General features: G+C 62.9%; 16 protein-coding genes and 1 pseudogene. 1 reads left to right on the forward strand and 16 read right to left on the reverse strand.

Going from position 1 to position 17,573, the window contains the following annotated elements; all coding sequences use genetic code 11:
* Positions 1-66: 66 nt before the first annotated feature.
* From arsH to ACLIMP_RS22150, 14 genes are all read right to left on the reverse strand, one after another.
* Positions 67-813 carry an arsenical resistance protein ArsH gene (gene arsH / locus ACLIMP_RS22085; protein ID WP_443478363.1) on the reverse strand — a complete coding sequence of 249 codons (747 nt, stop codon included), beginning with the start codon at positions 811-813 and terminating at the stop codon, positions 67-69.
* Complete coding sequence (arsB, locus tag ACLIMP_RS22090) at positions 810-1,838, reverse strand: ACR3 family arsenite efflux transporter (protein WP_443478364.1); 1,029 nt, start codon at positions 1,836-1,838, stop codon at positions 810-812. Before arsB ends, arsH begins: the two co-directional genes overlap by 4 nt.
* Positions 1,839-1,843: 5 nt before the next feature.
* Positions 1,844-2,380 (reverse strand): GNAT family N-acetyltransferase, encoded by a 537-nt coding sequence (locus ACLIMP_RS22095; protein ID WP_443478365.1) that lies wholly within the window; start codon positions 2,378-2,380, stop codon positions 1,844-1,846.
* On the reverse strand, positions 2,377-2,790 hold the full coding sequence (gene arsC, locus ACLIMP_RS22100; RefSeq protein ID WP_443478366.1) for an arsenate reductase (glutaredoxin): 414 nt from the start codon (positions 2,788-2,790) through the stop codon (positions 2,377-2,379). The genes ACLIMP_RS22095 and arsC overlap by 4 nt, the downstream gene beginning before the upstream one ends.
* A gap of 10 nt (positions 2,791-2,800) precedes the next feature.
* Entirely contained in the window at positions 2,801-3,130 is a 330-nt protein-coding gene (locus tag ACLIMP_RS22105) for an ArsR/SmtB family transcription factor (protein ID WP_443478367.1), read from the reverse strand.
* A 65-nt stretch (positions 3,131-3,195) separates the two neighbouring features.
* Positions 3,196-4,191 carry a tyrosine-type recombinase/integrase gene (locus ACLIMP_RS22110; protein ID WP_443478368.1) on the reverse strand — a complete coding sequence of 332 codons (996 nt, stop codon included), beginning with the start codon at positions 4,189-4,191 and terminating at the stop codon, positions 3,196-3,198.
* A complete protein-coding gene (locus tag ACLIMP_RS22115) occupies positions 4,188-5,108 on the reverse strand; it encodes a tyrosine-type recombinase/integrase (protein ID WP_443478369.1) in 921 nt (306 codons plus the stop codon). The genes ACLIMP_RS22110 and ACLIMP_RS22115 overlap by 4 nt, the downstream gene beginning before the upstream one ends.
* Entirely contained in the window at positions 5,105-6,331 is a 1,227-nt protein-coding gene (locus ACLIMP_RS22120; protein ID WP_443478370.1) for a tyrosine-type recombinase/integrase, read from the reverse strand. Before ACLIMP_RS22120 ends, ACLIMP_RS22115 begins: the two co-directional genes overlap by 4 nt.
* Positions 6,332-6,398: 67 nt before the next feature.
* The gene (locus tag ACLIMP_RS22125) at positions 6,399-9,713 is read right to left on the reverse strand and encodes an error-prone DNA polymerase (protein ID WP_443478371.1); all 3,315 of its coding nucleotides are present in this window, start codon (positions 9,711-9,713) and stop codon (positions 6,399-6,401) included.
* A 28-nt stretch (positions 9,714-9,741) separates the two neighbouring features.
* The gene (dinB, locus tag ACLIMP_RS22130; protein WP_443478372.1) at positions 9,742-10,839 is read right to left on the reverse strand and encodes a DNA polymerase IV; all 1,098 of its coding nucleotides are present in this window, start codon (positions 10,837-10,839) and stop codon (positions 9,742-9,744) included.
* A gap of 163 nt (positions 10,840-11,002) precedes the next feature.
* Entirely contained in the window at positions 11,003-11,704 is a 702-nt protein-coding gene (locus ACLIMP_RS22135) for a DMP19 family protein (protein WP_443478373.1), read from the reverse strand.
* A 420-nt stretch (positions 11,705-12,124) separates the two neighbouring features.
* Entirely contained in the window at positions 12,125-12,952 is an 828-nt protein-coding gene (locus ACLIMP_RS22140) for a DUF1028 domain-containing protein (RefSeq protein ID WP_443478374.1), read from the reverse strand.
* A 23-nt stretch (positions 12,953-12,975) separates the two neighbouring features.
* Positions 12,976-14,511 carry a Y-family DNA polymerase gene (locus ACLIMP_RS22145; RefSeq protein WP_443478375.1) on the reverse strand — a complete coding sequence of 512 codons (1,536 nt, stop codon included), beginning with the start codon at positions 14,509-14,511 and terminating at the stop codon, positions 12,976-12,978.
* On the reverse strand, positions 14,426-15,187 hold the full coding sequence (locus ACLIMP_RS22150; protein ID WP_443478376.1) for an ImuA family protein: 762 nt from the start codon (positions 15,185-15,187) through the stop codon (positions 14,426-14,428). Before ACLIMP_RS22150 ends, ACLIMP_RS22145 begins: the two co-directional genes overlap by 86 nt.
* 298 nt (positions 15,188-15,485) lie before the next feature.
* On the opposite strand from ACLIMP_RS22150, the gene ACLIMP_RS22155 reads away from it, so the two are divergent.
* A complete protein-coding gene (locus tag ACLIMP_RS22155; protein WP_443478914.1) occupies positions 15,486-16,139 on the forward strand; it encodes an SOS response-associated peptidase in 654 nt (217 codons plus the stop codon).
* A gap of 335 nt (positions 16,140-16,474) precedes the next feature.
* Here the strand turns inward: ACLIMP_RS22155 and ACLIMP_RS22160 are convergent, their stop codons facing one another.
* Positions 16,475-17,053, reverse strand: coding sequence for a DUF3363 domain-containing protein (locus ACLIMP_RS22160; RefSeq protein ID WP_443478915.1), 579 nt, complete (start codon positions 17,051-17,053; stop codon positions 16,475-16,477).
* Positions 17,054-17,084: 31 nt separating this feature from the next.
* A pseudogene (locus ACLIMP_RS22165) lies at positions 17,085-17,405 on the reverse strand (ArdC-like ssDNA-binding domain-containing protein); the annotation flags it as partial.
* Positions 17,406-17,573: the final 168 nt, after the last annotated feature.

Below are 17,573 nucleotides of genomic sequence, written 5' to 3' on the forward strand. Positions count from 1 at the left end.
GAGGCAGCCCCTTACGGCCTGTAGTTGCTACAGGGTCAAGCGCTTAAGTGGTTCTCTCGTCAAAGATCAGCTTTGCGGAGTGATGGCGATCGCCGAATGGTCCATAGCAGCATCGACCTGATTCCCGGCCTCCTTCCGCTCGGAGTAACGGTCGACGAGTTGCGCCGCATGCGGCCGCATCAGCACGGTGAAGCGCACCAGCTCCTCCATCACATCGACGATACGCTCGTAATAGCTCGACGCCCGCATCCGGCCGTCCTCGTCGAACTCCTTGTAGGCCATCGCCACCGAGGACTGGTTGGGGATCGTGAACATTCGCATCCAGCGGCCCAGCAGGCGCAGCGAATTGACGGCGTTGAACGATTGCGAGCCGCCGGACACCTGCATGACCGCAAGCGTGCGGCCCTGCGTTGGCCGCATCCCGCGCATCTGAAGCGGAAGATGGTCAATCTGCGTCTTCATGATGCCGCTGATCTGGCCGTGGCGCTCGGGGCTGCACCAGACCATGCCTTCCGACCACAGCGCATGCTCGCGCAGCTCGTGCACTGCCGGGTGATCGTCCCCCGCTATCTGATCGGGCAGAGGCAGGTCGCTGGGATCAAAAATCCGCGTCTCGGCGCCGAAGAATTGCAGCAGGCGGGCGGCCTCTTCCACAGCGAGCCGCGAGAACGAGCGTTCCCGCAGCGAGCCGTAGAGCAGCAGAATGCGCGGAGGCGGTTGATCAGGGCCAAGGCCAGCGGCGGGACGAGCCAGCGCGAAAGCCTTGTCCAAAGCAGGAAGATGGTCGGGAGCGGCGAGTTCGCGCAGTCTCATGCAGAAATACCTTTCTCGTACCAGGGGCGGGTCCGCTTCACCAAGGTGACGATCGACAGCATCACCGGCACTTCGACCAGCACGCCCACGACCGTTGCCAGTGCGGCGCCGGAACTGAGGCCAAAGAGGCTGATGGCGGCGGCCACAGCCAGTTCGAAGAAGTTGGAGGCACCGATCAGCGCCGACGGGCCGGCGACGCACCATGCCACGCCGAAACGGCGGCTGAGCCAGTAAGCGATGCCGGCATTGAGATAGACCTGAAACAGGATAGGCACGGCAATCAGCGCGATCACCAGCGGTTGCCGGATAATCTGCTCGCCCTGAAAGCCGAACAGCAGCACCAGCGTCAGCAGCAGGCTGGCAAGGCTGATCGGGCCGATGGCGGACAGGAAATGCTGGAGCCGCTTCTCACCGCCGCGAAGGAGCGCGCGGCGGAGCAGTTGCGAGATGACCACCGGGACGACGATGTAGAGGCCCACCGAAAGCGCCAGCGTGTTCCACGGCACGGTGATCGATGCCACGCCGAGCAGCAGGCCCACCAGCGGTGCAAAGGCAAAGACCATGATCAGGTCGTTCAGCGCCACCTGGCTCAAGGTGTAGTTCGGCTCACCTTCGACAAGGTTGGACCACACGAACACCATCGCGGTGCACGGCGCTGCAGCCAACAAGATCAGTCCGGCAATGTAGGACGACGATGCGCCTTCGGGCAGCATCGGCGCAAACAGATAACCGAGGAAGAAGGTGCCAAGCAGTGCCATCGAGAATGGCTTGATCGCCCAGTTCACCACGAGGGTGACGCCGATTCCGCGCCAGTGCTGCCGAAGGCCATGGAGCGCGCCGAAATCGACCCGCAGCAGCATCGGTATGATCATCAGCCAGATCAGGCCCGCCACCACGAGGTTGACGTTGGCGATCTCCAGCGCTGCGATCGCCTCGAAGGCGGCCGGCAGCAAGTGGCCGAGACCGATCCCCACTACGATGCACAGGGCTACCCAAAGCGAGAGATAGCGCTCGAAAAGCGACATGGTCGTCAGCCCTTCCCAGGAGCGACAGGCGCGGTCGAGATACCGCTGCCCAAGGCGATCTGCATGTAGACCGTGTCGAGCCAGCGGCCGGCCTTCCAGCCCATGCCGGTCAAGCGTCCAGCGTGCTCAAAACCGCAGGAACCGTGGAGGGCTACCGAGGCAGGTTCCGCCCCGCCGATGACCGCAACCATGCGGCGGAACCCGTGAGCCTCGGCGCCTTCCAGCAGGGCCTTGAGTAGCAGCTTGCCGATGCCCCCACCGCGTCGGTCGTGCGCCACGTAAATGCTGTTCTCACAGGCATAGGCGTAGGCGGGGCGATCCCGGAACTGCGTGGCGTAGGCATAGCCGACCACTTGATCGCCGTCGCAGGCGACGAGGAACGGCCAACTCCGACCGGACACCGTCAAGATCTTCTCGACGGTCTCGTCCTCGGTCGGCGGTACGACTTCGTAGGTCGCCGTGCCGTGAAGAACGTGATGCGCATAGATGGCGGCGATGGCCTCGGCATCGCCGATCGTCGCTCTGCGAACCGAAAGCGTCATCGCCGGGTCGCTTCCACGACTTCGCCGTCTTCCTTGACGAAAGTGCCGCGCTGTTCTGTGGGCAGCAGGTCCAGCACTGCTTCGGAAGGACGGCAGAGCTTCACGCCCAGCGGCGACACCACAAGTGGCCGGTTGATGAGGATGGGATGTTCTATCATCGCGTCGACCAATGCCTCGTCCGTCAAGGTGTCGTCTCCGAGGCCCAGTTCAGCATAAGGCGTACCCTTCTCGCGCAGCAGGGCGCGCGGGGTGATGCCGGCCCGCGCGATGAGTTCCACCAGCAGCGCGCGACTTGGCGGCGTCTTCAGGTACTCGACGACATGAGGCTCAATGCTCGCATTGCGGATCATGGCCAGGGCATTACGAGAGGTCCCGCAAAGCGGGTTATGGTAGATCACGATATCGGTCATTGTTGCCTCTTCAGCAGCAGGTAAGTTCGGCCAGAAGCGGCTCGCACAGTTCGGCGCGCCCCTGGCAACAATCCTTGGCCAGATAGACCATCAGTCCGCGCAGCGCGTCGAGATTGGCGCGCTGGATTTGTTGGCGGCCACGCTTCTCGGAAAGCACCAGTCCGGCCTTCGCCATCACGGCGAGATGCGTCGAAAACGTGCTCTGGGTCAGCCCCGATGCCTCGACCAGTTCGCCGGTCGACAGACCTTCAGGCTCGTGCCTGATCAGCAGCCGAAACGCATCGAGCCGCGTCGGATGGCCTAGAGCTGAGAGAATCGAGAGTGCATCGCCAGTGTCCATGCATCGTTTTTATCCGATGCAATTATCGAGGTCAACAAAACATCGTAAATTACCGATTTAAATCTCTATAGCGAATCCAGAAACGCGAGGAGTTGATCATCCGCTTTGAAACGTGAAACGGCCTGCCCGGAAACGGGCTCAAGCCTAGCGAGGGCAGCTTCCTTCATCGCGATGTGTGCATGGAGATATGGTTGAGTCGATCGGGTCGACTCATGCCCGAGCCACAGGGCAATGACCGTCGTGTCCACACCCGCCGCCAACAATTCCATCGCTGCGCTATGGCGAAGGATATGAGGAGAAACCCGCTTGCTTCGCAGGGACGGGCAGTCCTTTGCTGCTTGGCCCACATACTTTGCCAGAAGATATTGCACGGAATCCGAGCTCATCCTCGCCCCCTGGATCGTCGGGAACAGCACTGTTGTCTTCAGGCGAGCAGGTTCCGCTAGCCACTCACTCAGTGCATGTTGCGCGGTCTTGGTAATAGGCGTCGCTCGCTCCTTCCGACCTTTGCCAAGGCATCGGACATGTGCCGATGGGCCCAGGCAAACCGCGTCACGGTCCAGGCCGGTCAACTCGGAAAGCCTCATTCCGGTCTGAACGGCGGTGAGCAGCAACGTGTAATCCCTGAACCCAATCCATTTGCTGGTATCCGGTGCGGCTAGGATTGCGTCGATCTCGCTTCTTACAAGGAAGGTGACTTCCCTTCGGATCGCCCTCTTCGGCGGGATCGCCAGGGCCCTCTGGATCTGGCCGGCAACGGCGGGTTCCTCAAAAGAGGCGAAGCGGAGAAAACTGCGAATGCACGTAAGACGCTGATTGTGGGTGGCTGCGCTCGCGTGGCGGCATCCATCGAAATGATCCAGGAATGCGCCGATAAAATCGGCGTTAAGGTCGGTAAGTTCGAGATCGGAAGGGCACTTCCCCAGTTCGCGGCCCGCGAATTGCAGCAGCAATCGGAACGTATCGCGGTACGACGCGACGGTATGGGAGCTGGCATTGCGCTGTTGCTTCAGTCGCTCGATGAAGAAGCGCTCGATGAGTCTGGGAAGGATGTTGGTCATGACGCATGCTCCCATCGCGCTTCGAACCGTCGGCTTGCGTGGCGGAGCAGATCGGCGGTCGCAGAGAGATACCAATAGGTATCGCGGACATGGGTATGGCCAAGATAGGTGGAGAGCAGCGGCAGCCGTCTTTCTACGTCGGAGCCGGCCTCGTACCAACGGATCAGCGTTCGAACCGCAAAGGTGTGTCGCAAATCATGAATGCATGGTCCGTTCCATCTCCCTGGACCTCGGATGCCGGCTCGCCTGGCCCAGGTGAGGAACGGCTTATGAATGGCGTCGTGCCGCAAAAAGCTCCCTTTAAACCCTGCGAAAAAGTGTGGAGCATCCCTTCGGGCCTTCACGCCGTCTCTGATATCCGCGTAGGACTTGAGCGCTTCGATCGCGGTGTGGTGAAGCGGAATGATCCGGGTCTTGGCGAACTTCGTCTCTCTGATCGTCACTAGGCCAGCAGTGAAATCCACGTCGGCTCGGGTCAGATTAACTCCCTCGCTGAAGCGCATCCCTGTCGTGGCGAGCAGAGCCAGAAACTGGCAATAGGTCCGTGCCTGATATGGCGTTGGAACCAGGCTCGGAAGAGCTCGAAGCAGATCGTCGATCTCATCGGGCGCGTAGATGTACGGTCGCCGGCGACGCTGGGGTGGAAACATGCCCGAGGGAGGTATCTCGGTCCGGGGATCGAGCATTTGAACATGCCGGGCGAAAGACCTGACAGTGGACAGCCGTGAAGACCATGTTGCAGGTCCGCATTGCGAGCCTGCCCATTCGACGGCTAGCTTAGCCGTTAGGGTTTGCGCCGGTCGCTGAGACATGAATGCGACGAAGCCGCGCAGGCGCTGTTCTTGGGTCGTCAGCTTGTAACCCAGCGAACGCCTCATTGTGAGGTAACTGTCCAGGGCGTTTTGCAGCGGGGTCACAGTGCACCTCCCGGCCAAGGCAGGCTCAATGTGCGGAGGCTCTCCACGTCCACCTTCGCGTAAATCCGCGCGGTGTCCGCATCCTGATGCCTCAGGACCTGGGCGATCTCATTGAGACTTGCGCCTGCCCGGATCAGGTTGGTTGCGAGAGTGTGGCGGAAGCTGTGCGACTTGCGACCAAGACCCGTTACGCCTGCCCGGTGCAAAGCACGCCTCGCGATCAGGATCACAGGTGTTGCCGAGGTGAAGGGTGATCGTGGGGCCTCGACCAAATGGAAAAGCGTTCGAGCGCGCGTGCGAGGCCGTCCTCCGCGAATATATTCGATGATCGCCATGCCGACATCATCCGGCAGCGGCATGGTTGCAACCTTGCCGCCCTTGCCATCGATCCGGACCAGCCCTTCTCGCCAGTCGATAGCGTCTAGCGTCAGCCGGGCGACCTCGACAGCTCGCAGGCCCAAACGCGCCAGCAACAGCAGGATTGCATAGTCTCGCTTACCCGCGACAGTCGCCCGATTGCACCCAGCCAGAACTGCCTCCAACTGCTCTGTGCTCATGTAACAGGGGAGACCCGCCTGCTTCACGTTGCGCACCTTCGGCACGGCAAGCGCTAGATCAGCTTCAACAAGCCCCTCCGCCCGGGCGTACCGGAGAAATCCGCGCAGGCAGCAGCACATCAGCGACGCGCTGCTGCGGCTGTAGCGTGCTGCCCGGCGCTCCACGTAAGAAAGGATGTCTGGTGCCCGCAGGTGGGCGATGCCTTCGCTGCAGGTCCAGACCTCACGAAGGAACGGTTTGCAGAATGATCCGAAAGCAATGATCGACTTAGGCTGATAGCCGTGATGGAGGAGGTGGTTGGCGAAACGATCGAATGTGACGTCGATTGGATCCGTGGTGGCGGGCGCTGGACCGATGGTACCGGCATCAACCATGATCGCACGCAGCCGGCGTAGCGCCTTGCGCTCGCCGTGCCCGAACAGATGACTTAGCGTTGGCACCTTCAGGAAGCGATCGAACGCGCTGTAATCGAGGGCGCTTGATCCTGGGCCTGGTTCTTCAAGCCATTCAACAAACCGGCCCGATATGTAGATCACCGATCGCGCCGACGACTGGCTGTATCCTTCCGTCTCCATGGACGAGACGAGCTTCTGGACGAAAGCTTTGTACGGCGACGCCTCAAGGCGCCGCCAAAGGCTCTCATCCGATATTTTGAAAGTAGCCATAGTGTCTCTCCTGTGCCGTTCCGGCAGGAGAAAGACGCGCAACTATGCCGAATGGTTGGCTGCCAGATCAGCGGAAATCCCGCGATTTTTGCAGAGGGTTCGGCATAGCCTCGGGCTCGGCATAAGACCCCTTATGCCGAACTCGGCATAAGGGGATCAGGATGTCTCTGGGCGCGGGATGCTTTGAAACCGGATCCCGGGGATCCGGCCCACCGCCGTTCTTCGCGCCGTCACCGCGCCCGAAGGGCAGCGGGAACGGCTCGCAGGCAGCCTCGCGCTCACGCCCCACGGCGGACAATAGCGGGGTCAGATCGACGAGCTTCCTCGCGATGACATGGATAACCTCCCCCTCTCGCTGAACGATGCCCTCGACGCCGAGCATGCGCGCCCCCATCACGATCCGCCGGTTCTCCTCGAACATGCGCGGCCAGACAATGAGGTTGGCAACACCTGTCTCGTCCTCGATGCTGATGAACAGCACGCCCTTGGCAGAGCCTGGACGCTGGCGCACCAGCACGAGGCCGGCGAGCGAAACGCGGCGACCGTCGCGGATGGCGGCCAGCGAACGACAGGGCGCGACGTTCCTGCCGTCCAGGTCCCCGCGAAGGAAGGCGACCGGATGACGCCTGAGCGTCAGACCGACGTGGCCGTAGTCCTCGACCACCTCCCTGCCCTCGGTCATCGCGCGCAGCAGAACCGGCTGTTCGACGATCTCGTGAATGAAGCCGTCAGCCCGCGCCTCCGCAGCGGCAAAGAGAGGCAACTGCTCGTCGCGCAGCGCCTTGATCGCCCATAGGGCTTCGCGCCGCGCCAGGCGAAGCGAAGGGCGAAAGGCATCGGCTTCAGCAAGCTTGCCGAGAGCGGCCGCCGGGACATCGGCCCGGCGCCACAGCTCCTCAACGCTCATGTAGGGCTGATCCGCGCGTGCGGCGACGATCCTGGCAGCATCCGCCTCCGCGAGCCCTTTGACCATGCGCATGCCGAGACGCACGGCAAAAAGGTCATCCTCGCCGCTGCTTGCCGTGGGTTCCAGCGTAGAGTCCCAGCGCGAGGCATTGACGCAGACCGGGCGGATTTCGACGCCATGGCCGCGGGCATCGGTCACGATCTGGGCCGGCGCATAGAAGCCCATGGGCTGGGCATTGAGCAGGCTCGCGCAGAAGACATCGGGATGCCAGCACTTGAGCCAACAGGAAGCATAGGCAATCAGCGCAAAGCTCGCGGCATGGCTTTCGGGAAAGCCGTAGCTGCCGAAGCCCTCGAGCTGGCCGAAGGTCTTTTCGGCAAACTCGGCGGTATAGCCGCGCTCTGTCATGCCTGTGACGAGCTTCTCCTTGAACTTCGAGACGCCGCCGGTGAACTTGAATGTCGCCATGGCGCGGCGCAGTTGATCGGCCTCGGTCGGAGTGAAGCCCGCGCATTCGATCGCGACGCGCATGGCCTGTTCCTGGAACAGCGGCACGCCGAGCGTCTTACCGAGGACCTTTTCGAGTTCGGGCTTGGGATAATGGACCGGCTCCTTGCCGGCGCGCCGGCGCAGATAGGGATGGACCATGTCGCCCTGGATCGGTCCGGGCCGGACGATCGCGACCTCGATGACCAGATCGTAAAACGTGCGCGGCTTGATGTGCGGCAGCATCGCCATCTGCGCGCGGCTTTCGATCTGGAAGGCGCCGAGCGTATCGGCGGCGCGGATCATGGCGTACGTACGCGGGTCCTCGGGCGGGATGGTGCTCAAATCCATCTCGATACCCTTGTGCTGGCTGAGAAAGTTGAAGCCGCGCTTCATGGCGGTCAGCATGCCGAGCGCAAGGCAATCGACCTTCATGAACTTCAGGATGTCGATATCGTCCTTGTCCCATTCGATCACCTGACGGTCCGGCATGGCCGCCGGCTCGATCGGCACGAGTTCGTCGAGCCGGTCACGGGTGAGCACGAAGCCGCCCGGATGTTGCGAGAGGTGCCGGGGCGTCCCGATCAGTTCGCGCGCCAGGTCGATGGCAAGGCGCAGCCGCCGGTCCCCCAGATTAAGGTTCAGTTCCTTGACGTGGCGGTCCTCGACACCGTCTTCGCTCCAGCCCCACATCTGGCCGGACAGCGACTTGATGAGGTCTTCGGACAGGCCCAGCGCCTTCCCGACATCGCGGATGGCGCCCTTGGCGCGGTAGCGGATGACCGTCGAGCAGAGGGCGGCGTGATTACGGCCATAGGTCTCGAAAACCCACTGCATGACGATCTCGCGCCGCTCGTGCTCGAAGTCGACGTCGATATCGGGCGGCTCCTTGCGCTCCTGGCTGATGAAGCGTTCGAACAGCAGATCGGAGCGCGCAGGATCGATCGAGGTGATGCCGAGCACATAGCAGACCGCGCTGTTGGCTGCCGAGCCCCTGCCCTGGCACAGGATTTCCCGGCTGCGCGCGAAGCGGACGATCGCATTGACCGTCAGGAAGTAGGGCGCATAGCCAAGCTCGCCGATGAGCGAAAGTTCGTGCCGCAGCAGCCGCGCCACCTCATCAGGGAGGCCCTCGGGATAGCGCTGCTCGGCTGCGTCCCAGGTGAGTTTTTCGAGGACCTGCTGCGAGGTCAGGCCGGGAATCGCGGTTTCCTCTGGGTATTGGTAACGCAATTCGTCAAGCGAGAAACGGCAGCGCTCGGCGATCTCGATGGTGCGCGCCAGTGCCGCCTCGTAACGGCCGTAGAGGCGGTACATTTCCGCAGGTGGCATGAGGAAGCGGTCGGCATTGGTTTCCCGCCGCGCGCCGAGTTCATCGATCGTGCAGCGGTGGCGAATGCAGGTCATGACCTCCTGCAGCACGCGGCGATGGGGATGGTGGTAGAGTACGTCCCCGGTGACGACGGTCGCCACCTGGTGCTGCGCGGCCAGATGGGACAGGCCATGGAGCCGCATCTGGTCGCCGGGCCGGCGATGCAGCGTCAGGGCGAGATAGCAGCGCCCCGAGAAGATCCGCTCGAAGCGGGCAATTACCGGCTCGGCGTCCTCAACCTCGCCCGGAAGCAAAATCGCCAGCAGCCCTTCGGCATGATCCGCGACATCGTCCCAGCCGATCAGGCACTTGCCCTTCCCGCCCCGCTGCTTGCCCCGGCTGAGGAGGCGGCAAAGGCGGGCATAGCCTGTTCGGTCCATGGGATAAACGAGGAGCGAGTGCCCCTCGGTGAGGTCGAGCCGGCAACCGACAATCAGGCGGACGCCCGTCGAACGCGCGGCATCGTAGGCGCGCACGATCCCGGCGAGGCTGTTGCGGTCGGTAATGGCGAGCGCCTCAAGCCCATGCGCTGCAGCCGTGGCGAACAATTCCTCGCAGCTCGAAGCCCCGCGCAGGAACGAGAAGTGCGAGGCGCATTGGAGTTCGGTATAGCGCATGGCTGTACAGCCCTTCGGCAAGGCTTTCTCAGACGAGCCCATCCGCAAACAGTGGCAGCGCGGCGCCCGCTTCCTGTTGCTCGAAACCCGATACCGTCACGCCGACCAGGCGCACGCCTTTTTCGGTCGGCAGCACCTGCCGAACGAGTGCGAGGCTTGCTTCGCGCAGCTGCTCATGACTGCGCACGGCCATCGGAAAGGTCTTGCTGCGTGTGATCTGCTGGAAGTCGGCGTATTTGACCTTCACGGTTACCGTCCGCCCAAAAGACTGCGCCCGTTCGCACCAGGTCCACACATCGTCGGCCTGGCCCAGCACGCCTGCCTCGATCTCTGTATCCGCCACCAGATCGCGGTCGAAGGTCGTCTCGCTGCCCGAGGACTTGCGTTCCCGATCAGGATTGACCGGTCGCTCGTCGATGCCGCGTGCAATCTGGTAGTACCATTCGGCGGAACTGCCGAAATGCTCCTGCAGGAAGCCGAGCGTCTTGGCGCGCAGGTCAGCGCCGGTTTCGATGCCAAGCGCCTCCATCTTGCGCGCCGTGACCGGGCCAACGCCATAGAAGCGCTTCACCGGCAGGCTCTGCGTCCAGGCTGCCCCCATATCGGGCGTCACCGCGAACTGCCCGTTGGGCTTCTTCTGGTCGGAGGCGAGCTTGGCCAGGAACTTGTTATAGGAAATGCCGGCGGAAGCCGTCAGTCCTGTTTCCTCCAGGATCCGCGCACGGATTTCCTTGGCAGTCAGCCAGGCGGTCGCATTGCCCCGAAGCCCCTTTGCGACGGCTTGCGTCACATCGAGATAGGCCTCGTCGAGCGAGAGCGGCTGAATGAGATCGGTGTAGTCGGCGAAGATCGCATGAATTCGCCGCGAGACCTCTTTGTAAACGTCGAAGCGCGGCGGCACGAAGATGAGGTCAGGGCAACGCCGCTTCGCGGTGACGGAAGGCAGCGCCGAACGCACGCCGAAGGTTCGCGCTTCGTAGCTTGCCGCCGCGACCACGCCGCGCGCGGCCGGGTAACCGACGGCCACCGGCTTGCCCCGAAGCGCCGGATCGTCGCGTTGTTCGACCGACGCGAAGAAGGCGTCCATGTCGACGTGAATGATCTTTCTTACGCGCGAGTCGGGCATAGATCCCCAGCTAGCACAAAAAGAACAATTAGAGAACATACTGGCGCGTTCAATCGCCCCGATGCCAGATGAGTAAGAGTCCGCCCGTGACCCTTGGCGGCAGGAAACGCCCCGTTGCAAACGTTCAGGGACAGCTTGCCGCTCCTCCAGGCCAGCCGTTCGTTTATGGTGTGCGATAAAGCTCCTGACGATTCCGCATTATAAACGCGTGCACGTGCTGCACCGATGCAGCTTGAGCTTTGACGGAGAAGAACCATTCATCGAACGCATTGGCATCATCGTTCGCAGGCTCGACATAGTCCAGGAAGCGCTCCCCGCCGGACGGCAGATCGCCTGCCCGCACTGCCTCGCGATACTGTACCGCAAGTCCCCAGTCATCAATTTGCGCTGCAACCCCGGCAAGATCCCGGCCCATAACTGGTCGCCACCATGGCTTCCGCTTGCGAGCAAGGTGTCGAACAAATCTATCACGGCTTCGAGCCCATAACTCGGGATCATCCGCAGGCCAGATCGGCTCGATCCAACGCGGTGCAATGACATCACCCGCCTGTTCAGTCATCGCCAGCGCAAACCTGTCACTCAGCTCAGGCCAGTACAGCGCCTTAACAGCAGCAACCCTAAGTGACAGGTGTTCCGCATAGTTCTGACAATACTGCGTGAAACCCCCATTGCTGACTTGTCCAACGATGTCGGACCACATCAAAAGGGTTCGCTGCGCCTCGGTCAATAGCTTTTGCCCGGAGTGACCGTAGAGGTTCCAGCCCTCAATGTTCATGACCGATGGGACATGGATCAGGTTTTCTCCTGTCATCCACCACCGATCGTCGAAATACGCTGCAGCACGTTCGAACTCGGCTTCGCTCATGATGGGTCGGCTATCGGCCATTAGTGCTCCAAATCAAGATCGCATGATGCGAGATGACACCTACCACACTCAGGTCAATGCCGGATTTGCTAAGATTAGGCGGTAACGTGAAAACGCAGTAATTGGCTGCTCGAAACGACCAAGCCCGACTTGTTTATCAGCTTGGAGGCCACCCGCCCACCTACCAGCCCGCAGGCCGCCTACCGGCCCGCAGGCCACCTACCGGCACGCAGGCCACCTGCCGGCACGCAGGCCACCTACCGGCACACATGCCGCCATCGTCTGACTACCAGCCTGCCAAACTGGCACGCACACCATCCGCGCCCTTACCGAGCCCAAACGCTCCGCAACACTGCCAAGTCTGATCCAAGGCCCGCTGCGCCGCCCCGGTCGGTTTGAGATTCCCGACCGTCAAAACGATCAGCGGACCAGGGAACTCCTGTGAATGGGTCCTATCCGGAAGAACGCAGGGGATGAGTGCACCGGTTCGCTGAGATCGGCCCGACTTTGTCCCGGCGCAGGCATCAGGCTTGCGATATCAAGGCCGCGATAAACCGGACCAGCAAGCTCGATCCTGGCCCATGTAGGATTGAGCGATGCAAATGCCTTGAGCGCCGCGATTGTCTGCGCCCGATCGTTCATCGCCATGGAAAGCCGAGCCGCACGGCGCCAGATGCGATCCCAGCCCTCACCCAGATGCGTTGCTTGCCCAATTGCGGCCTCAGCTTCGGCCCGCTTCCCGGCCGACCAGGCACGCTCGGCGCGGCCTATCGACTCCTGCGCCAAGCGCAGATCGAACAACCGGCGCAGCTCGGCCACCGGCTGCGGCGCGGCATCCACCCGCAAATCGACGTCCTGCCAGCCGTCGTCACGGGTTCTGACGAGAAGCGCTGCGGACATTCTTCCCGTCGTCTGGCCGCCTGCGGCCTCCCCTGCTTCGAGCGCGGCCAGCAGGCGCGCGGCAAGGCTGCCCTCTCCCGAAAGAAACGTCCTTTCCGCGGCACTGAGCACCCGCTCCCCGGCAAGGCCATTGCCCTGGACGCTTAAAACGGAGCCCGAACGCGCTCCCGCCCATCCCGACGCCAGCGCTTCACTTCCCGAATACACCATTCCCGGGCTACCAGGAGCAACGACGCCGACTTGCCTGAAGCTGATATCCTCACCCTCGAAATTGCCGTCCGAGGCAAGAAGCGCATCGATCGTCTCGCGGGGGGACTTGCCCTCGGCAAGCAAGGCAAGAAATGTCATTCATTTCGCGAAGGACAATGACCTCACCCAAACAGTCCATGTAAATACCAGCCCTGCCCGCCGGTCGCAGCATCCACGCCATCGCCTTGCCGGAAGACCCAGTAACGTGCGCCGGTCTCATCCTCGACGAGGAAATAATCGCGCACGCTCAGCCATTCCGCTTCGCTCAAATGCCATTCGCCGTAGATGCGCTCGGGGCCATCGGCGCGCTTCACGCGCCGGCGAACGCCGCGCCACACGAAATGAACAGGCGGATGGTCCGGCAAAAGCGCCATCGTCTCGATCGCCTCCGGCCTTGCAAACAGCCGCACCGGCCGCGGCCAGCGCTCGGGCCAGCGCAGAAGCGTCGGATCCGCCATCGGTGCAATACGCATGACCGAACGCTCGGGGGTATGGCTTTCGCGCGCGGCGATGCGGAACAGTCTCTGCTCCCCGACCCGATTGCCGAGGATATCGACGAGCGCGGATACGTCGGGACCGGGTTTGTCGCCGAGGCTCGACATGGTCCGCAGGCCCAGCGGCTCGATCACCGGCGCCGCCAGCACCATGCGCTCGATGCCAAAGCCGGGATCTATGGTTTCGATCCTGTCGCACAGCAGCCGGGCAATCTGCTTTTTCTCGCGGCTCGCCTTGGCAAGCCCGGCGCGGATGGCCTGAACGGCATTGTCGACGCGGTGGAAGCGAAGATCGAGCCGGCGCGCGCCGAGACCTGCCTCCTCCAGCAATTCGCATAACGCATCGACCAGTTTGCGGATGTAGCGCGCGATCGTCTCCGGGGCTCCGATCGGCTCGGCAAAACGGCGCTCGACTTCGATCTGACGCGGCGCCTCGACAGGTTCGAAAGGTTCAGGCAGCCTCCCATAGATCTGGTCGAGCCGCCGGCCGGGATCGGAACCGAACCGCAAGGCGAGCGAAGCGCGCGGCATGGCCTCCAATTCCGCGATCGTTTCGATGCCCAGCGCGGCGAGGCTTTCGATCGCCTTGGCCTCCAGGCGAAGTGCCGCAAGCGGCAGCCGCGCAACCGCTTCGACAAAGTCTGCCGGATCGACGACAGCAAGTCCTTCGGGGCGCAAGATCTCGCCGCCAAAGCGGGCAAGCGCATGGGCAGCCCCGTAGGTCGGCGCGCAGACGGCGCGCGCGGCGGTCTCGACTTCGACGAGCCGGCGCAGCATGTCGGCAAGCAGCCCCCTGGCTCCTCCGTGACTGTGGGTTGCCCCGGTCACGTCGAGCATCAAGCCATCGGGCGGATCGAGCGCAATGAGCGGCGAGTATTTGCGCAGCGACCAGACCGCGAGGCGCTCCAGCGCCTCATCGTCTGCGTCGCGGTCGGCGTCCATGATCAGCAGATCGGGCACCAGCGCCTGCGCCTGGGTCACCGCCATGCCCACGTACAGGCAGAGAGCGCGCGCAGGCGCGCTCACCGAAGTCAGCACGCGGCGACGCCCTTCCATGCCCGCCAGGACCAGCGGCGCGTCAGGCGGCGGTGCTTGCCGCCCAAGCCTGCGCCGCAGCCGGTCGATCGGCCAGGTCGGCAGGAAGAGCGAGACGACCTGTCGCATCGCAGGATTCCAGAAGAAAATCGGCGCTTTCACCAGCCCGGCACCGAATGAGCTCGACGAACCAGCGCGGCCGCCCGACGCCGGGGACCGGCAAGATTTCCGACGGAACCGCTGTCACCCGCCAGCGCGTCGCGGCCGCCGTCGGCTGCCCGAAATCAGCAGCATCCTCGCGCTTGCGCCAACGGCGCAGCGCAATCCCGATCGAACCGCTTTGCTCCGCAGCCAGGAGCAGGCGGCGAGAGACCGGCATCGAAAGACGCGCCACCTCGGCAACCACACCGCCAAGCCCGCCATGGCGTAACCCCTCTTCAAAGCAGGCGAGCAGCGAGGTCTCGTCCTGTGCTTCGAGATAGATGACACGGTCGGGATCGAGCCCGGCCAGGGCGATGGCCGGCGCGAAGAGATCGGCCTTGGTCATGCACCAGAGGATCTTGCCTTCGGCGCGTGCCATGATGCCTGCGGCAAACAGCGCTGCGGCTGCGCCGTCGGTCACGCCCTGGGCGCCGCCGGCCACTTCATGGAGTGAACCCAGCGCAAGCCCTCCGCCGGGTAGCTTGGCATCGAGCGCTTCAAGCCCGAAGGGCAATACCTCGCGCGCGCGCCTGTCGCCGCCCTCGATCTCGGCGATCCGGGCGCGCAGGGTATCAATGCGAGATGGCGACCCTCGCTCCGTCATGAAGGGCCTCCTTGTGGCTCTGCGATGGAATTTTCGTTCTTATTTTGTTCTATTCCGTCTAAGAGTCAACGCCGCGCCTCGAACATCGCAACGCGCGGACACGGAAAGGGCCCGGAATTCAGACAATAAGGCTGCGAAAATTTGAGCCGCCGATCCCCACTGCTTTACGTTTCGGACAGAGCGTCAGGCAGTGGCGGCTAACGAGTGAGCGAATCGGCGTGCGCCCGCCCTCAGAAGTGTTGCTCACTCTTTGTTGAACCTGCCTGCGGGCGTAGAATGGTTTTGAAAGGATGCTCCCATCTGCAACCTCTATCGCCTGACGACACCTGCTAGCGCCATCGCCGCGCTTTTCGACACCGAGCCGTCGAGCGGGGCCAATTATCTCGAGGTGGTGGCACCGACAGACCCCGGCCTGGTTATTTCGCAAAGCCAAGCCCGGGCGATGGCCTGGGGCTTCCCGCGTACCGATCCAAGCAAAGTGACCGGCGAGATGCTGAAGCCTCACCCCATCTACAATGCGCGTGCGGACAAGATTGGATCGAGATTCTGGCGCGGGAGCTTTGCGCGGCGTCGCTGCCTCGTTCCACTAAACGCCTGGGCCGAACCGGAAGGTAAAAAAGGAAAGATGACCCGGACCTGGTTCTCGCTACCCGGCGAGGAGATTTTCGCAGTCGCAGGCATCTGGCGTCGTAGCGACGAATGGGGGCACGTTTTCTCGATGATGACGGTTCCCGCGCATGAAGCCATGCTGGATCTCAACGACCGCATGCCAGTGATCCTGCGCCGCGAAAACTGGAAGACCTGGACCGACGGCTCGCCAACCGCCGCTCACGGGCTCTGCAATCCATGGGAGCGGGAATTACTGCGCGAGCCATCCGACGAGCCATGGTCCGACAAGTCCCAAATGGACAAGCCGCCGGCACCCTCACCGCAGTTGTCATTGCCGCTGTAGCCCAAACTCAGGCGATCAGACGCACCAACCAGGGAAGCGCAAGCGCCGCCGCCAGGAGACCGGCTTCAATATACGTCTTCAATGGAAACGGTCCCTCCGTTCGGACGTCGGACGCCCCCCCGCCCACAACGCGTTGATGAGGGCCTGCCCCGCCCTTTCAATGGCCTGCTTGTTGCCCGCAAAATTCACGGCCTGCCGATAACGTTGTGCTGCACGTTCGCTTTTCATGGAGGGCATGTAGAACACCCGTCAGCAAGCGCGACCGCGGATGCACCCGGATTGGCGGCGCTTTGCATAAGCAGCGCCCACGCCCCCCCTCCACCGCCAAGCCCCGATCACGAGATTTCCGGCCCGGAACGACCACGTCCAAACTGCCAGTTGATACCAGCCTCGCGCATGATCCCGCCGGCCTGCTGTCCAAGCTGCTTTTCGAGCACGGGCCGCCATGGAACCAGGGTGAATTCGTGGCTTCGCTCTATAAGCGCGAAGCGCCCCGAAATGCCATCGATCCGGCGGCTCACCTTGCCTTCAATCCAATCGCTGGTCTTCGCCTCCGAGAAATCCTTCCCAAGCTCTATTGAAAGACGCTCTGCGATCCGCAGCAATTCGCGCCGCTGAAGCAACGCCAGAGCATTCTGCCGCAATCTGATACCACTCGGCGAAACATCGGCCAGATCCTGCTCGACCAGCCATTGGCGCCGCTGATCCAGACCTGCACGAACTTCCCGGCCGAAACCCGCATCGCGCATGGCCAGTCCAGAGGGTGATGCAAGTTCGCGATCGAGCCAGGTCGCCCCTTCCATCACGGCCATCCGCTCCAACGATCCCGCCCCCAGGACCTCGATAGCGACGGGCCGGGAAGTGACATCGCGCTGCTCGAAGCGTTCTGCTACTTCGAGATGTTCGGACGAAATACGCCAGCTTCCATCGGCCTTGCGAGGCCCAGCCGCCCGCGATGACTGCGCCCCACAGGATCCGCACGTTTATGCCTGAATACCCGCGCCGGGTCAGGGAATTGACTGCAAGCCCCGTCACCGGTCCCCCAAAACTCCCGCCAGCGGTTTCGCCGCTCCAAGGCTGCACCCACGGCACTCGCCCCTGTTCGAGCTCGGCAATGATCCGGGCCGTAACCTCGTCATAAAGCGAGGCCCGATTCGTCCCCCGACCTGTGGCTCGTGATCCCACGGCACCAGAGCCCGCGCCCTTCGATAGCGCGCCTCCCGATTGCGACCCCGCGCATGACGGAGCCTTGCGATTGCTGCGCATGTCTCACCTCCATACCTCGCCCCAAAACCACCATGGCCTCCCCCGACGGAGCGGGGGTGGGCGGCACGGGTGACCGCAAGGCCCGCTGCAGGGCAGCGCCTGCCCCCCTTGGGGCCGGAGCGAAGTCGGAGGAGCCGCACCCATGTGCGGCTTGCAGGCGGTGCCGGC

The sequence above is a fragment of the Novosphingobium aeonii genome, assembly GCF_052279045.1.
GTDB lineage: Bacteria > Pseudomonadota > Alphaproteobacteria > Sphingomonadales > Sphingomonadaceae > Novosphingobium.

Excerpts from the sequence above, each read along its gene's own strand:
- ACLIMP_RS22150 (WP_443478376.1), bottom strand. The coding sequence starts at position 15,187 with ATGACGGAGCGAGGGTCGCCATCTCGCATTGATACCCTGCGCGCCCGG.
- arsB (WP_443478364.1), bottom strand. The coding sequence starts at position 1,838 with ATGTCGCTTTTCGAGCGCTATCTCTCGCTTTGGGTAGCCCTGTGCATC.
- ACLIMP_RS22095 (WP_443478365.1), bottom strand. The coding sequence starts at position 2,380 with ATGACGCTTTCGGTTCGCAGAGCGACGATCGGCGATGCCGAGGCCATC.
- ACLIMP_RS22135 (WP_443478373.1), bottom strand. The coding sequence starts at position 11,704 with ATGAGCGAAGCCGAGTTCGAACGTGCTGCAGCGTATTTCGACGATCGG.
- ACLIMP_RS22140 (WP_443478374.1), bottom strand. The coding sequence starts at position 12,952 with ATGACATTTCTTGCCTTGCTTGCCGAGGGCAAGTCCCCCCGCGAGACG.
- arsH (WP_443478363.1), bottom strand. The coding sequence starts at position 813 with ATGAGACTGCGCGAACTCGCCGCTCCCGACCATCTTCCTGCTTTGGAC.
- dinB (WP_443478372.1), bottom strand. The coding sequence starts at position 10,839 with ATGCCCGACTCGCGCGTAAGAAAGATCATTCACGTCGACATGGACGCC.
- ACLIMP_RS22125 (WP_443478371.1), bottom strand. The coding sequence starts at position 9,713 with ATGCGCTATACCGAACTCCAATGCGCCTCGCACTTCTCGTTCCTGCGC.
- ACLIMP_RS22145 (WP_443478375.1), bottom strand. The coding sequence starts at position 14,511 with ATGCGACAGGTCGTCTCGCTCTTCCTGCCGACCTGGCCGATCGACCGG.
- ACLIMP_RS22105 (WP_443478367.1), bottom strand. The coding sequence starts at position 3,130 with ATGGACACTGGCGATGCACTCTCGATTCTCTCAGCTCTAGGCCATCCG.
- ACLIMP_RS22120 (WP_443478370.1), bottom strand. The coding sequence starts at position 6,331 with ATGGCTACTTTCAAAATATCGGATGAGAGCCTTTGGCGGCGCCTTGAG.
- ACLIMP_RS22110 (WP_443478368.1), bottom strand. The coding sequence starts at position 4,191 with ATGACCAACATCCTTCCCAGACTCATCGAGCGCTTCTTCATCGAGCGA.
- arsC (WP_443478366.1), bottom strand. The coding sequence starts at position 2,790 with ATGACCGATATCGTGATCTACCATAACCCGCTTTGCGGGACCTCTCGT.